General features: G+C 44.3%; 12 protein-coding genes and 2 pseudogenes. 8 read left to right on the top strand and 6 right to left on the bottom strand.

Going from position 1 to position 15,522, the window contains the following annotated elements:
• Window positions 1–321: 321 nt before the first annotated feature.
• Both argR and G470_RS0104010 read left to right on the top strand, forming a co-directional pair.
• The gene (argR, locus tag G470_RS0104015) at window positions 322–792 is read left to right on the top strand and encodes an arginine repressor (RefSeq protein ID WP_028273706.1); all 471 of its coding nucleotides are present in this window, start codon (window positions 322–324) and stop codon (window positions 790–792) included.
• A 13-nt stretch (window positions 793–805) separates the two neighbouring features.
• On the top strand, window positions 806–2,326 hold the full coding sequence (locus G470_RS0104010) for a phosphohexomutase domain-containing protein (protein ID WP_028273705.1): 1,521 nt from the start codon (window positions 806–808) through the stop codon (window positions 2,324–2,326).
• 60 nt (window positions 2,327–2,386) lie between these two features.
• Here the strand turns inward: G470_RS0104010 and zwf are convergent, their stop codons facing one another.
• Entirely contained in the window at window positions 2,387–3,850 is a 1,464-nt protein-coding gene (zwf, locus tag G470_RS0104005; RefSeq protein WP_028273704.1) for a glucose-6-phosphate dehydrogenase, read from the bottom strand.
• 270 nt (window positions 3,851–4,120) lie between these two features.
• Between zwf and G470_RS0104000 the strand changes: the two genes are divergently transcribed.
• Together G470_RS0104000 and G470_RS0103995 are read left to right on the top strand one after the other, a co-directional pair.
• Entirely contained in the window at window positions 4,121–4,438 is a 318-nt protein-coding gene (locus G470_RS0104000; protein ID WP_028273703.1) for a hypothetical protein, read from the top strand.
• Between the two features lie 87 nt (window positions 4,439–4,525).
• Window positions 4,526–5,842, top strand: coding sequence for a DEAD/DEAH box helicase (locus G470_RS0103995; RefSeq protein ID WP_028273702.1), 1,317 nt, complete (start codon window positions 4,526–4,528; stop codon window positions 5,840–5,842).
• An 89-nt stretch (window positions 5,843–5,931) separates the two neighbouring features.
• Here G470_RS0103995 and G470_RS0103990 read toward each other — a convergent pair whose 3' ends face one another.
• Complete coding sequence (locus tag G470_RS0103990; RefSeq protein ID WP_156907938.1) at window positions 5,932–6,708, bottom strand: DUF1189 domain-containing protein; 777 nt, start codon at window positions 6,706–6,708, stop codon at window positions 5,932–5,934.
• 219 nt (window positions 6,709–6,927) lie between these two features.
• Here G470_RS0103990 and G470_RS0103985 point away from each other — a divergent pair, with 219 nt between their 5' ends.
• The 3 genes and pseudogenes from G470_RS0103985 (at window position 6,928) to G470_RS13780 (ending at window position 8,770) form a co-directional block, all read left to right on the top strand.
• The gene (locus tag G470_RS0103985) at window positions 6,928–7,536 is read left to right on the top strand and encodes a superoxide dismutase (RefSeq protein WP_028273700.1); all 609 of its coding nucleotides are present in this window, start codon (window positions 6,928–6,930) and stop codon (window positions 7,534–7,536) included.
• A 134-nt stretch (window positions 7,537–7,670) separates the two neighbouring features.
• Window positions 7,671–8,198 (top strand): annotated as a pseudogene (locus tag G470_RS14840) (D-alanine--D-alanine ligase).
• Window positions 8,126–8,770: a D-alanine--D-alanine ligase gene (locus G470_RS13780; protein ID WP_084172071.1), complete on the top strand. Its 645-nt coding sequence runs from the start codon at window positions 8,126–8,128 to the stop codon at window positions 8,768–8,770. Before G470_RS14840 ends, G470_RS13780 begins: the two are co-directional and overlap by 73 nt.
• 20 nt (window positions 8,771–8,790) lie before the next feature.
• On the opposite strand, the gene G470_RS0103975 is transcribed toward G470_RS13780, so the two are convergent.
• Entirely contained in the window at window positions 8,791–11,553 is a 2,763-nt protein-coding gene (locus tag G470_RS0103975; RefSeq protein ID WP_028273699.1) for a YfhO family protein, read from the bottom strand.
• A 176-nt stretch (window positions 11,554–11,729) separates the two neighbouring features.
• Between G470_RS0103975 and G470_RS0103970 the strand changes: the two genes are divergently transcribed.
• Window positions 11,730–13,919, top strand: coding sequence for a peptidoglycan D,D-transpeptidase FtsI family protein (locus tag G470_RS0103970; protein WP_028273698.1), 2,190 nt, complete (start codon window positions 11,730–11,732; stop codon window positions 13,917–13,919).
• Between the two features lie 105 nt (window positions 13,920–14,024).
• On the opposite strand, the gene G470_RS0103965 is transcribed toward G470_RS0103970, so the two are convergent.
• From G470_RS0103965 to G470_RS14535, 3 genes and pseudogenes are all read right to left on the bottom strand, one after another.
• Entirely contained in the window at window positions 14,025–14,540 is a 516-nt protein-coding gene (locus G470_RS0103965; RefSeq protein ID WP_028273697.1) for a hypothetical protein, read from the bottom strand.
• A gap of 15 nt (window positions 14,541–14,555) precedes the next feature.
• Window positions 14,556–14,915, bottom strand: coding sequence for a helix-turn-helix domain-containing protein (locus tag G470_RS0103960; RefSeq protein ID WP_028273696.1), 360 nt, complete (start codon window positions 14,913–14,915; stop codon window positions 14,556–14,558).
• A gap of 366 nt (window positions 14,916–15,281) precedes the next feature.
• A pseudogene (locus G470_RS14535) lies at window positions 15,282–15,522 on the bottom strand (hypothetical protein); the annotation flags it as partial.

Genomic DNA, 15,522 nt, shown 5'->3' with positions numbered 1-15,522 from the left:
AGTCCTCCTTGGGATAGATAGTGGTTAAAAAAGTTGGGATAGTTTCTACTGTTTATCAGCAAGAAGAAAGAAACCAAGAGCCTGTAAAGTACTCTTGGCCATTCATGATACACTCTTGTGGATGTATACAGAGATTTTTCCTGCCATTTCTGTACATAATAAGGAAAGAAAAAAGCCCATAAGTCAAATGCATTATAGCAAATGGCCAATAGAGAGTCAATGAAAAACAGGAGGCATATTTATTCATTAATTCTGGATTTTTTCTCGTGAAAACGATATGATAATGAAAAGTACTATAGGCACTTATTAGGGGGGAGTAACATGAAAAAGAAGGAACGGCAATTGCTGATCAAACAAATTGTGCTTGATCACGACGTCGCTACACAAGAAGAACTGCTGCAATACTTGAGAGAAGAAGGAGTGGAAGCAACACAGGCAACTATTTCCAGAGACATCAAGGAATTGAACTTAATCAAGACACCGGCTTTGAACGGCAGCACGAAGTACACCTTGTTCCAGCACAATCAGTCTTCATTGGAAAGTAAACTGGAAGCAACCTTGCAAGATGTGGTCATTCAATTGACAAAAGTGCAGTTTGTGAATGTGATGAAGACTCTGCCTGGGAATGCTCATGTAGTCGGAGCCTTATTGGATGATTTATCTTATCCGGAAATCGTTGGAACGGTGGCGGGGCATGACACCTGCCTGATTATTTCCAAAGATGAAAAAGACGCAGACAAAGTACACAACTTATTGAAAAAATACACTACATTGACTCACAATGAATCTTAAGGGAGAGGAAACTATGGCAGAGAAAGACAATGCCTACTTGGCGCTGCAAAACGGTTCGGACATCCGAGGGTTCGCATTGGATACACCGGAACAGAAAAAGAATTTGACTGCTGAGGCCATCCGCCGTATCGCAGACGGGTTTGCTTCTTGGCTGGAAAAAGATCAGGGCGTGAATTTGAAGAATGCGGTCGTGGCAGTGGGACATGACAGCCGGGTGACCGGCGTAGACATCAAAGAAAATTTGACCGAGCGATTGGTCGCAGCCGGTGTGACGGTCTTTGATGTAGGATTGGCCACCACTCCTGCCATGTTTATGTCCACACGATACAGTGAGTATGATTGCGATGCCTCCATCATGATTACCGCCAGTCATTTGCCGATGGAATACAACGGATTGAAATTCTTTACGCGTAAAGGCGGGTTGGAGCATGAAGACATCACCGCCATCTTGACTTATGCAGGAGACGGGGAAGTGCCTTCAGAAAGCAGGAGCGGAAAAGTTGTCCAAAAAGAGTTGATTGCCGATTATGCAGCAGATTTGAGAGACAAAATCCGAGCGGGTCTGCCTGAAACCATCGATAAAGAGCAGCCGCTGAAAGGCCGTCATATCATTGTGGACGCAGGAAACGGGGCAGGAGGATTTTTCGTCGACCAAGTGTTGCAGCCTTTAGGGGCAGACACAACCGGAAGCCAGTTTTTGGAGCCAGACGGGACGTTCCCCAACCATGTGCCGAACCCCGACAATAAAGAGGCGATGGCCAGCATCCAACAAGCGGTCCTCGACTCAAAAGCTGACTTGGGAATCATCTTCGATACGGACGCGGATCGCTCCGCCATTGTGGACGAAGAAGGAAACAGCATCAATCGCAATAACTTAATCGGCTTGATCGGTGCAGTGATCTTGAAAGAAGAACCGGGCGCCACGATTGTGACCAATTCGCCTGTGTCCAATCATTTGGAAAATTTCATCGCTTCATTGGGCGGAAAAGTGGACCGCTACATCTCGGGTTACCGGAACGTCATCAACCGCGGCGTTGAACTCAACGAACAGGGCGTGAACTGTCCTTTAGCGATCGAAACAAGTGGACACGCGGCTCTGCGTGAAAACTACTTTCTGGATGATGGAGCCTATTTGGTTGCCAAACTCTTGATTGCAGATGCCATCCTTCAAGAAGAAGGCAGCACCCTGACAGATCTGATCCGCGACTTGAAGCAACCTGTGGAAACTCAGGAGGTGCGGTTTGTAATCCGAACAGCCGACTATAAAGAAACCGGCGAACGGACGCTGCAGGCATTTTCTGATTTCGCGACCTACACACCGGGAATGGAAGTCGTTCCGAACAACAAAGAAGGAATTCGTGTCAACACTTCCGGGCCTCTGGGAGAAGGGTGGATGTTGCTGCGAATGAGTCTTCACGAACCGAAACTCGTGCTGCAAATCGAAAGCGATGAAGAAGGGAAGATTCCATTCATTCGATCCATTTTGGGCACATTTTTTGAAGTGTTCGAAGTCATCGATTCCTCTAAACTATAAGATAAAGAAAGAAGGTCTGCCTCGATTTGAGACAGACCTTCTTTCGGTTTTGTGCCTGATTTACGGGTTCCAAATCCAGCGGAAGCCATCTTTTTCAAGAAGCTCGTCACTAGCGTGCGGCCCCATTGAACCGGCTGTGTAATTGGGAAATTCCGCTTCTTCTTCATCCCATACTTTGCGGATGGTGTCGATGTATTTCCATGATTCAGCCAATTCATCCCAGTGAATGAAGTTGGTGGAATCGCCGTTCAAACAGTCCAGAATCAATTTTTCGTAAGCTTCCGGGTTGTTGTCCACTTCCTCTTTTGAATAGTGGTGTGAGAGAGCCACTTGGGACGGCTCCATTCCGGGTCCGGCTTTTTTGGTGTTCAGTTGGAACGAGAACCCTTCTTCCGGTGCCAGGTTAATCGTCAAATAGTTGGCAGCCAACGGATTTTGAACGTCCGCTTGGAAGAAATGACTGTCATTTGACTTGAATTCAATGTCGATTCGGCCGACTTTTTCTTTCATCCGTTTTCCTGTCCGCACATAAAATGGGACGCCTTCCCAACGTGGAGTGTCGACCAAGACTTTACCGGCGACAAACGTTTCTGTCTGGGAATCTGGAGCGACTTTGTCTTCTTCACGGTACCCAGGAACGGATTCGGCCGGTCCGTATTGACCCCGCACAAAGTTTTTCAATACGTTTTCTTTGTCGTATGTTCTGAGAGCTTTCAAGACAGTTGTTTTGGCAGAACGGATGTCCTCGTCACTGTAGCTGGAAGGTTGCTCCATTGCCAGCAACGCCAAAATTTGCAAGACATGGTTTTGCACCATATCCCGGAGCGCGCCGCTGTCGTCGTAATATCCGCCGCGTTCGCCCATCCCCATATCTTCACTGAGGGTGATTTGGACGTTGCTGATGAAGTTGTTGTTCCACACGGACTCCAAGAAGTGGTTTCCGAAACGCAATGCCGGAATATTCAAGACCATTTCTTTTCCAAGGTAATGATCGATGCGGTATAACTGGTCTTCATCAAACGCCTCGGTGATTTCATCGTTCAACTCAAGCGCACTTTCGTAGTCATGACCGAATGGTTTTTCAATGACCACACGGTTGAAACCAGAAGATGTCAGCAAACCTTGGGATTTCAAGTGTTGGCTGATGGTGCCGAAGAACTGTGGAGACATGGACAAGTAGAAAATCCGGTTTTGCTCCAAGTCGTATTCTTCATCCAATTCTTCTGCCAGTGTCAGCAACGTATCGTAGTGTTCAGTATCGTTCACATTATGTGATTGATAGCGGAAGTGGCTCGCGAATTCCGCAGCATCTTCTTTTGACACTTGGATGCTTTCAATCGTCTCCATGACGATGCTTTGGTAATGCTCATCGGACCATGGACGGCGTGCTGTGCCGATGACCGCGAAATGGTCTTTCAAATAACCTTTTTTGTATAAACGGTAAAGGGAAGGATACAGTTTTCTTCGGGCCAGATCTCCTGTTCCCCCAAAAATAATAAATAGTGCTTTTTTCTCTTTTTCCATTGAAAATCCCTCTTTTGCAATAATATCGAACGAGGATTGCCTGCATCCTTTCACTATGTATTGTACTTGTCCAATACGGAGTAAGCAACTTAAAAGAAGCATTGCTGAAAGGTGGTGCAGTGTCTTTTCCACACATGCACTTCTATTCTACAACAAATAGAGAAGAAAAATAAGGCTAGATGAAAAGAAGTAGGAAAAGTTAGAAGAGTGCGGCACGTTTCTTTCATTTTTGCTGGGCTTGTTTCCATGGTAAACTAAGGAAGAATAGGGGTGAAACAGATGGATTTTCTTTTTTTAGTATTCGGCATTATCAGTATTATATTGATCATCGATGGACAGGCAGTGCGAAAACAGGACCGGATTCGACCGTTGATGCGTCAATTCCATGTCGGAAAAGACGAACGCAAGACACGCTTGGCGGCGGGAGCCATGCAGGCAGCGGGAGCTTTGACGCTTGTATGGACCCTCATCGGCTTTTTCCTGTATGATTTATTGGTCCTTCCAATTTTCATCATTATATACATGCTGATACTCATGCTCGTTTTAATCGCTACGATGATTATCTGGAATAAGCGGTTTAAAAAATGAGAGTTGAGTGTGCTGTATACGAAAAAGCTTTCGATGAACCCAAAAACATGGTAAACTCACATAATGTAGAAACAGAGAGGTGATAGAATGGAACACCCATTCGAACAATATAAATTAAAGCCCTTTTTAATAGAGGCAATTTCTGAAATAGGGTTCCAAGAACCGACAGAAATTCAACGTCTTGTTATTCCAAAAATCAACAAAGGCCGCGATGTGATTGGACAATCTCAGACCGGATCTGGGAAAACACACGCATTTCTTCTGCCATTGTTTAACCATATCGATCCGGAAAGACAAGAAGTCCAAGTCGTTGTTACGGCTCCGAGCAGAGAATTAGCGGAACAATTGTACCAATCCGCTGTTCAATTGGCTTCAAAATCCCCACAAGAAATTGTAGTCCAAAACTATATCGGCGGAACCGATAAAGAACGGCAAATCGAAAAACTGACAAACCGACAACCGCATGTGGCTATCGGAACACCGGGAAGATTATGGGATTTAACCAATTCCGGTGCGCTTTTGGTTCATACGGCTTCTCATTTCGTTGTGGACGAAGCAGATATGACGTTGGACATGGGATTCTTGAAACAAGTGGACCAACTTGCAGGACGTCTGCCGGATAAATTACACATGATGGTCTTTTCTGCGACAATTCCAGAGAAGCTTCAGCCATTCTTGCGTAAGTACATGAAGAATCCGGAATTGATCCAAGTGGATTCCCAACATAAAATTGCGGAAGCGGTAGAAAACTGGTTGATTTCCACCAAGGGGCAAAACCGATTGGAACTGATTTATGAACTGTTGACCATCGGACAGCCGTATTTGGCGTTGGTTTTTGCCAACACGAAATCCAATGTCGACAAGATTGCGGACTATTTAATCGAACGAGGATTAAAAGTGGCAAAAATTCACGGAGATATCCAACCGCGTGAACGTCGTCAAATCATGAAACGGGTCCAAAATTTGGAATTCCAATATGTGGTTGCCACAGATTTGGCTGCACGTGGAATTGATATTGAAGGAGTTTCCCATGTAATTAATGCAGAGATTCCCCGTGATTTGGAGTTCTTTGTACACCGTGTGGGACGTACTGGGCGCAACAATTTATCTGGTGTCGCCATGACGCTGTACAGTCCGGATGAAGAAAAGCTGATTGAACAGTTGGAGGACAAAGGCATCTCCTTCCAACCGAAACAGCTGAAAAACGGTGAAGTGATGGATACATTTGACCGTAAACGACGCGAAAAACGGAAAGACACCCAGCGGAAAGAGTTTGATCCGGAAATTCACGGCATGATTAAAAAAGCCAAGAAAAAAGTGAAGCCAGGGTACAAGAAGAAACTCAAACAGCAAATCAAGAGAAAGAAACAAGTGCAGCAAAGACGCGATCAACGAAAAAAATAACCTTCTTCGTTGATGAATGATTTTCGAAGAACGTAAAACACCTCCCCGGCTTGAACCTGGGGAGGTGTTTTTTTACGTACTGGTTAAAGTTAAGCGGCGGAATGAGAGCTGTCGTTCTTGATGGCATTGTAATAGTAAAGCAGCGTCACTAACCCTTTCAGCTCAATCTGCCACAAAAGATAGACGCCCATGAGGTTCAACACAGCAAACAGGATAACCGGTACAGTGGCGGAGACAGTAATCATCTTCCAATTCTCACCAAAACGGTATCGTCTACGTAAGACAGCTGCTACAAGATTTGCAAAAATAGTATACACCAACAATTCAAAAGCGAGATTCGCCAAACTGATGACGAAGAACACAAGGAAAAACAACAATAGATAAACGGCATCGTAGGTTCCGACACTGTTCATGAGTCCACGTAACTCGGCACCCGTCAAGCCGTCAAGTTGGTTGTAGGGAAGTCCCAAATCATAAGAAAGAACAGAAAAATGCAGCTCATTTTCCATGACGCCGAACCCAATTGGCACACCTAACCGCTGTGTGTTCCGAGAGATGGTATCAGTGGACATTTTTCCTTCCGGATCAAAAAAGAAGAGGAAGGTGTCGGTTTGATACACAAAACTTTCGGCATCCTGTTCCAAAATCACTTCTCCGTTTTGTACCTGGAAATCTGGAATGCTCTGTGCAATTTCTTGCCCGTCTTCATGAATGGAAGACAGCGTCCGCAACGCTTGAACAAGAAAGGGAACAGCCATGAAAATTGCCAGTACCGTGAGATACAAAAATGCTTTTCCTTTACGGATATTTTTAGCCTTGTGGATGTTTAATGGTTGCACAAAAGCTGTTTTCATTAAATCAATCAATCCTACATTACCCTCCTATAGTAAGTGTCTTCCACATTCTGCAATCAATTACGGAAGAGGAAGGTCCACTTTTCATTTTAACTGAAGCAGAAGAAATTACAATTCTTTTATATAAAAAAGTTCGTATTCGGAAAAGAAGTGTATCGAATCTTTTGTCAAAAAATCAAAAGAATGGTACAGTTATACTGTATGATAATAATAGTAGGAGGAATGTTCACTATGGCTTATAACTTGCCGGAATTACCTTATGATTACAATGCGTTGGAGCCCTACATCGATGAGCAGACAATGCGTTTGCACCACGATAAGCACCACAACACGTATGTGACCAAAGTAAACAGTGCTTTGGAAAACCATCCTGAATTAGCGGAATTGAGCATCGAAGAGTTGATGCAAAAATTAGATACTGTACCGGAAGATATCCGTACAGCAGTCCGCAACAATGGTGGAGGACATGCCAACCACAGTTTGTTCTGGACAATCTTGTCTCCAAATGGCGGCGGTGAACCAGAAGGTGAATTGAAAGAAGCCATCGAGTCTGCATTTGGCAGCTTTGATGAATTCAAAGAAAAATTCGCGGCAGCTGCTGCTGGACGTTTCGGATCCGGCTGGGCTTGGTTGGTTGTAAACAACGGCAAATTGGAAGTCGTTGACACTTTGAACCAAGACTCTCCATTGAGCCAAGGATTGACTCCAATCTTGGGTCTGGACGTATGGGAACACGCTTACTACTTGAAATACCAAAACAAACGCCCAGAATACATCAGCGCATTCTGGAACGTTGTTAACTGGGAAGAAGTTGCACGTCGTTTCGCTGAAGCAAAATAAATCACGCACAACGCTGCATGTAAAAGAGCCAGGGGTAACCCTTGGCTCTTTTTGTGCTCAGTGGAAAACGTTAGTGAAAGGGGTTGCAAGTTGTTGTAATGAGGTAACCACTATAAACATAGGAGGCGATACCAATGCATGTCTTTTTAGTCTACGGAGGAAAATCTCCTGAACATGACGTATCCGTAAACTCAGCGGCTTCTTTTCTAAGGGGCGTGTCATTTGAGCGTCACACGGTGACTCTGATTTATATCACTCAAGAAGGGAACTGGTTAAGAGGCCCTCTGTTGACTTATTCAGAAAAACTTGAGTCGGAAAAGCAATTGAAGTTGTCGCCTCTGGAAGATGAATCCACAGCTTATGGCGCTCCGTTCAAAGGGAAAGCGTTCAGTTTTGATGAATAGAAAGAGCCGGACTCTCTCGTATTCCCTTTGCTGCATGGTCCAAATGGGGAGGACGGGACCGTTCAAGGTTTACTTGAATTATTGGATGTTCCTTATGCAGGGCCGGGAGTGGTTCCGTGCGCCTGTGGCATGGATAAGATTATTTCCCAAGATTTGTTCTCCAAAGCCCGTATCCCGCAGACGGAATATTTTCCGTCACGGAAAAAGAGTGGGAGGAAGAAACTGGAGTTGTATTGGATAAGTGCGAAAGCGAACTGACTTATCCAATTTACATCAAGCCGGCCAATATGGGCTCCAGCATAGGAATCACAGAAGCTAATTCGCGTGAAGAATTGGTGGAAGGCTTCAACAAAGCACTGCGTTACGATCGAAGGGTGGTCGTTGAGCAAGGCATAGAAGCGCGTGAGTTGAATGTATCCATCATCGGAAACACTGAATTGAAAGTCTCGGTCGTTGGAGAATTGGTCAAAGAGAAAGGGCACGGATTTTACGATTACGAAGACAAGTACGTCAAACGAAGTGCCAAACAGCAGTATCCTGCAGAAGTAACTGAAAAAGAAAAAGCATTGCTTCAGGAGTATTCATTGAAAGGATTCCAAGCGATTGATGGAAACGGAATGGGAAGAGCGGATTTATTTATGACGGAAGACGGGAAAGTCTACTTAAATGAATTCAATTTGATTCCCGGATTCTTCTCGAAGAGCATTTTTGCCCGCCTGTGGGAACACAGCGGTCTGTCATACACGGAATTGATGGAAGAATTGATTCGCTTAGGGATCGAGCAGTATGAGGCGAAGAAACGAAAAGACAAGCAGGTTGAAACTGTATGACAAAAACACTCCTTTCTTTTTTAAGAGAGGAGTGTTTTTGAATATTTTTTCTCCAGCAATACGGTGACGGAAAGTGCTGCAAGTGACATCAAACTCACAGAAATTCCGGCTGCCAGATAAGGCGTCTGGTATGTCATTTCGATTCGGTGCATCCCCGGAGAGAGGGGGACAGCCAGCAGACTATTGAACACTTCTATCGGTTCCACCGAGTCTCCGTTCACTTTGATGGACCATCCTTCATCATAAGGAAGGGTGAACACAACCAACTCTTGATTGTTACTGACCGTGGCATTTGCTGTGAGGGAATTGCTGCTGTGCTCCAGTACTTTGATGCCGCCTGCTTGCAATTCCTCGATGCCGTCCGTGAATCGCTCGTGGTCCAACCGATACAGCTGCATACCTGATAAATCGATGCTTTCTTCTTTCAGCTCGATGTGGAAAGTCACATGCCCTTGGCCGTTTCTTCCAGCCAAGTTCAGCACCAATTGATCATAATACGTTTTGTATTGATGGAACGGCTCTCCGTTTAATGTGAGGGTTACATCCTCATCTCTGATTGACGGATGAAACGTTAAATAATAGGCATCCAGAGGATTGGTTTCTAAATGAAGCGTGATGGCTCCCGGTTGCTCCGGGTCGTTTTTCACAGCTTTTCTGCTCCATTCACCGCCGGAAACAGTGACGTTGGTATATTCGATGGAAGAAAATTCCTCTTCAACAAACAACGGATCTTCGTTGTCTTCGCCTCTCAATGCGCGGAACATCGCATTCTGCAATTGGATTGGCTGATCTTTGTACAACGGCACATCCAATACCGCTTCGTCGCTGCTGAAGCCGATTGGAAGGGAATAGGGATTGTATCTGACATCTGCCAAATTTTCAACAGAATGCAGTACCGGATAGTATTGGACATCCGGCTTGGTCTGGACAACATCCAGTGAGTAAGAAAGAGGTCTTCCAACCGGTTTTGGTGTCCACTTGTTTTCCAGCTGCATTTCTGTTGGTGTCATCCATGCTTCCCGCACTTTTTTGCTGGGAAGAAGGTGATAGGGATGCGCATGCGTCTCTTTATCGGAAATATAATATTTGATTCCAAAGAATGCATCTGTAAAAAGCGTGCCGTTTGAATAAACTGAAAAGCCATTTCCGGCCGGAAGCCCCAATTTTTCAAAAAACACCGGCATGTCACTTTCATACGTTGAGCTGAAATGAGTGACACTGTTGTAATCGGCTTGATGGCTGTCATTCTTTGAACGGTGAAAGGTTTTTTCAATTCGGTACAATCCGTCGTCCTGCAATTGAATCGGATCCACGATTTTGTCCAATAAATACTGGGAGTATGTGAAAGAAGAGTGCTTTACATGCCCCAGACGAGACAACGTGATGGCTGCGTTCGCAGTCAACTCAGTGGCTGCAAAAAGGAACAAGACCGGCGCAATCCACCGCCACTTTCTCTTTGTCAGCATCAACAACGTCAAGACTCCTATGGTAAACAAACAAGAAAGGAAAATTTGAACAGGTTCCAAGAAATCAAAATCTTTTTGGAAGACATATAGTCCTGCCGCCAGCGTTCCTAAGACGCCGACCAACAGATGCTTTGGCGGCAAAGAATCAAACGTCCGTGCACTGCGGTAACCGTTCAAAATCATAAAGAAACTGAACACAAAGGAGAAACGATACGGAAACCAGACAGGAAACTGCATGGCATGCCAAATTTTGTTCAATGCTTCTATATTGACGGAAAGTAGAAACAGGATGGTCAAAGCTCCTGTCAATAAACGTTCCTTCAAAGGGAATGCGCGGTTGAAGAAAAAATGTACAAATAAAATCAATGCCACACTGCCGATAAACACATTTGGATAACCTGATGGCATCTGGTCAAAATTAAATGCGCCAATCACAAATTTCGAGAGAATTTCTTGGAGAGGATACGCCATTTCCCATTCCAATGAACCGTTTGTGTAATCCGCTTTACTGTTCAGCAGGGACGAGTAAACGGGGATTAATAAGAAGGAAGCGAGTCCTGCTCCTAAAAGAGAGTGCCAGACAAATAAAATGAATTTTTTAAGTGCATAGCTCAGTTTATCCAAACGGTCCCATTTCACATTGCTTGTCCAATAAGCGGACGGAAGCCGGTAAAGGAAATAGAGAACAAGAAACAAACAGATCATGTACCCTATGTAGTAATTGGTAAACAAAACCATTGCAAGAGCCAAGGAATAAAGGAGGCCGCTGCCTTGTTTCAGCAACCGTTCGACCCCCAACGCAGCCAGTGGCAGTAAGATGGTGCCATCCAACCACATCAAGTTCAATTGGTAGACAATGGTGTAACCCATGAGTGCATAACTGATGGAAAAAACAGCAAGGAGCCAGGATTTTCCGCCGAAAGTTTTGTGCAGGTAAAAAGCACAGGAAAGACCCATCAAACCGATTTTCACTAACGTCAACACGGTGACGGCTACATCCAATGAGTAAGAAGGGAAGAACAAAAATAATGCGTTCAATGGGCTCATCAAGTAATAGGCCCAAATGCCAATCATTTCTCCGCCCAATGATTTGGTAAAGGAATAAATCAATCGCAACGGATCGTCACGGAATGTATGTTGGTATTCAGAATAAAAGTCAATGTACTGCTGTCCTAAGTCAATTGTCAGCAATGTACTGTCACCGAAAGGATAAACTCCTTGGAAAGCGTAAATAGCACCCATCAGCAGCACCGGCACAAAAAAAGCAACTAAAAACGGCCAATTTTTTGAAGTGAAAGTTTTGACACGTTCAGACATACAATGCCTCCTCTCTGAAATTACTGTTTGATTGTCGTGCAGAGGCAAACGTTCCCTTCTAGAATATCATATTTGACAGAATTATGAAGAAGAAATGAAAGATTCTCCGGTACATAGCAATCAGGGGGGAATTTTGATAAAATAGGAAAAGCTTTAGAAAGGGGTGGTGGGATTCATTGAAGAATACTACCGGAAAACAAAAGAAAAAACGCGAAAAACATAAATCACATATCCCTTTTCGCTTGAATCTGCTATTTTTGATGGTGTTCTTATTGTTCGCCACATTGATATTAAGATTAGGATACTTACAAATCGTTCAAGGGGAAGAATTCCGAGCAGAAGTCGCACGGACCGAGACGACGCTTGCAACAAGTAATGTCCCTCGAGGCGAAATATATGATGCACAACAAAGAAAGTTGGTTGGGAATAAACCGATTCAAACCATCACATACACACGGGGAACCGGTGTATCCAGCAAAGATATGGCTGAGTTGGCTTACAAGTTGGCGGAATACATGGAGATGCCTAATGTTACAATATTTGAAAACGAAGAGGACTATGATTTGTCCAAACGGGATTTGGAAGATTATTGGTTGGCACTTCATTCGGCAGAAGTCAATGAACGTCTGTCTGAAGAAGAGAAACAACTCACTGGTAGCGAACTGTATTTAGCTCAAGTGGACAAAGTGGCGGAAGAAGACATTCAATTCGACCAAAGAGAGCAAGAAGCCGCAGCTATCTACAAGCAAATGAACAGCGCTTATGCACTGACAACTATCAATATCAAAAATCAAAATGTGACCAATGAAGAGATTGCGGCAGTAAGTGAAAACTTATCGCAACTTCCAGGCATTGACACCGGCACCGATTGGGTACGCACCTATCCTCAAGGTTCGATGCTGCGCAGTATTCTTGGAACTGTCTCCACAGAGGAACAAGGTGTTCCGGACAGTGGATACCTCACCTATATGGCTCAAGGATACGCACGCAACGATCGTGTCGGAAGAAGTAATTTGGAACTGCAATACGAAACAGTATTGAAAGGCTCAAAAGCGAAGTCCTATACAGAAACAAACAACAATGGGGACATTATCAATCAAACTGAGCAATATCCTGGAGAAAAAGGCAGCAACTTAGTATTGACGATAGATATTGCCTTCCAAGAACAGGTGGAAGAGATTGCGCGGCAATCATTGAAGGAAAACCACCAAGGATTGAACGACAGTATTTATGTTGCGGCTATGGATCCGCGAACAGGTGAAATCTTGGCGATGACCGGACAGAAAATCGACAAAGAGACAGGCGAAATCATAGACGACGCTCAAGGTGTTACCACTCAAGCGTTTGAGATGGGGTCATCCGTAAAGGCGGCCACGATACTGGCTGCTCAAATGGACGGTGTCCTGACAGCTGATAACAATGTGATGATTGACACCCCACTGAAAATTGCACAGACTCCGGCGATTCGCTCACTCTTTAACCAAAGCGGATCGGTTCGTGTGGACGATATCACCGCGTTGGAACGTTCGTCCAACATTTACACGGCTAAACTGGCTATGCGCATGGGGGGAATCAACGAATTCCAAAATGGTTCTTCTTTGGTAATGGATACCGACATGGTAGTGAACAAGATGCGTAAATATTATGAGATGTTTGGGTTAGGCGCCAGAACTGGAATTGATTTGCCGAACGAACAGACAGGGTACAAAGGCCAAGCAACCCAGCCGGGTCAAGCGCTGTACTTTTCTTTCGGACAGTTCGACACCTATACAACCATGCAGCTGCTTCAATACATTTCAACCATTGCAAATGGAGGCACTCGTTTAGCCCCGCGCTTGGTTTCTGAAGTTCGTGGAACCGATGAAGGCGGAAATGTCGGACCGTTGAAGACAGAAATAGAGCCGCGAGTGTTGAACACCATCAACGTCAGTGAAGAAGGCATGGAACGGGTCCACCGCGGACTGTATGAAGTGGTCAACGGAGACAACGGAACAGCCCGTTCAGCGTTTGCCGGGGCTGAATACGAGTCAGCCGGCAAGACCGGAACAGCACAGGCGTTATATTTTGGCGAAGTGAAAGACAGAAGGGGAGAAAGTGTAATCAATAAAACATACGTTGGTTACGCGCCTTATGATGATCCTAAAATCGCCGTTGCCGTGGTCGTTCCTTATTTGCCTGAGCGCAACACCAACTACGAAAATACAAGAGTTGCCAGAAGAGTCATGGACGCATTTTTCCAAGTAGGAGAGTTTGAAAACACCCGAAACGAAAATGCGGCAGAAGAAAATGCGGATGATTCTGCTATGAACCAAGAAGAGACAGATGCAGACGCGAATCAAGAAGCAGAGACAAACGAAGAGGAATGACCCTAAAAAAAAGAGGAGGTCGGGAATTTTTCCCGACCTCCTCTTTTTATACGCTACAAACAAAAGCCCTCCGCTCAAAAATTCAGCGGAGGGCTTTGTCTGTGGTTATCTTTCGTCCATCAAAGTTCTGGCAATTTCTTCAAAACTCATCTCACTGTTGACTTCATACGAACCAGGACGGAGACTTCCTGTGTAGTTATTGTTTTCCAAGAAATTATTGAATTCAATTGCACTCTCAACGATTCCTTGATTTTGCAGCTGTGTGGAAGCGAAGCTGCTTGGATCTCCTTGTTCGATGACGATAACAGTTGAAATAGCGTCTGTGTTGTTTTCTTTCTCAGGCTCTTCTTGAACGTCTTCGCTGGAGTCTGTGACATCCGCGGAAGAGTCTTCAGTAGATTCAACGGGCTCATTTGAGCTGTCAGCAGGTTGCTCGGCAACACTTGCGCTGTCACTGGATGAGTTGGTTTCTGCTACGAGTTCCTCATATCTCACTTTGTAAGATTGCTCTTCTGCTGAGAGAGAAGAACCTGGAGACAATACACCATATACAGAAAGAAGAATTGCGGAAACGAAAAAGCCAAGGGCAAGAAAACGCAAGGCGGTTTTGTCTAATTTCATTGCATTGTTCCTTTCTTATTCCAAACCTTCAGAAATATATGCATCAATAATTGCTTGAGCAGTCTCGCTGTTCAATTTCAATTCAGCAGCAATTTGATCCACAGTCAATCCTCGTGTGTACAGTTTGACAACTTGGTTTTTTGTGATGCCTAAGACGCGTTCTTCGGTTACTTCTTGAGGCGACTTGAAGCCCATCTCCCTTTCCAAGTAGCTGACGCGTTGTTTCATGATATGTATGTCATGAAGCATATCGAGGGACAATTCCTCAACTTCTTCTTGCAGCTGGTTGCCGGAATCCTTCTTGAAAAAGGATGCAATCAACAGACCGACGGCTGCCGCTAGTAATAGAACGACAATAATCCAAATCCCATTCACTCTAAACACTCCTTGTAATTCATTCCACTTTTCAAATTCTACCACATGGTTTCTAAAAGAGAAAGATGATTCTTTGGGACGGGTGGAGGAAGAAGGGTGTAAAGCAAAAAAACTGGTGTGTTGTAAAATGAATTGCAACACACAGTAATTTCTGAAAATACAAAAAGACATGAAGATTCGTTATACTTAAATCACCACAAAATAAGCAAAGGAGAATCTTCATGTCCACAGGTAATTATAACACAAATCAGACTCGATCATTCACACATTTAGATTTTGTATGTGTCAATACTTTGGCGGAAACTTTTCTCTAGAGATGGTAACTCTTCAATTTTAATATTAAAATGGCTCGTTCTGTGTGTTTCATTACCCAAACATTTTCTTCAGTTGTCCCATTGGACTTGATGTGGAACTATAATTAGCTATTTCACCTATTTTAACCCCTATAGAAGGACGATGAATCTTTTTCAAAACAGCTCTAACAGCCCCTTTAAATTCAGGGACAATGGTTTGTTCAAATGCAGGTAGTTCCGCTCTCAAAGCTTCTAAAAGCGTTCCGTTTTTACGAGCTGAAATAATGGAAGCTAAGTTTCCAGCCCCTTTGGCT

The sequence above is a fragment of the Atopococcus tabaci DSM 17538 genome, from assembly GCF_000429585.1.
GTDB lineage: Bacteria > Bacillota > Bacilli > Lactobacillales > Carnobacteriaceae_A > Atopococcus > Atopococcus tabaci.
The sequence above is the reverse complement of the archived record's forward strand: the minus strand, read 5'-3'. Positions and strand labels throughout refer to the sequence as shown.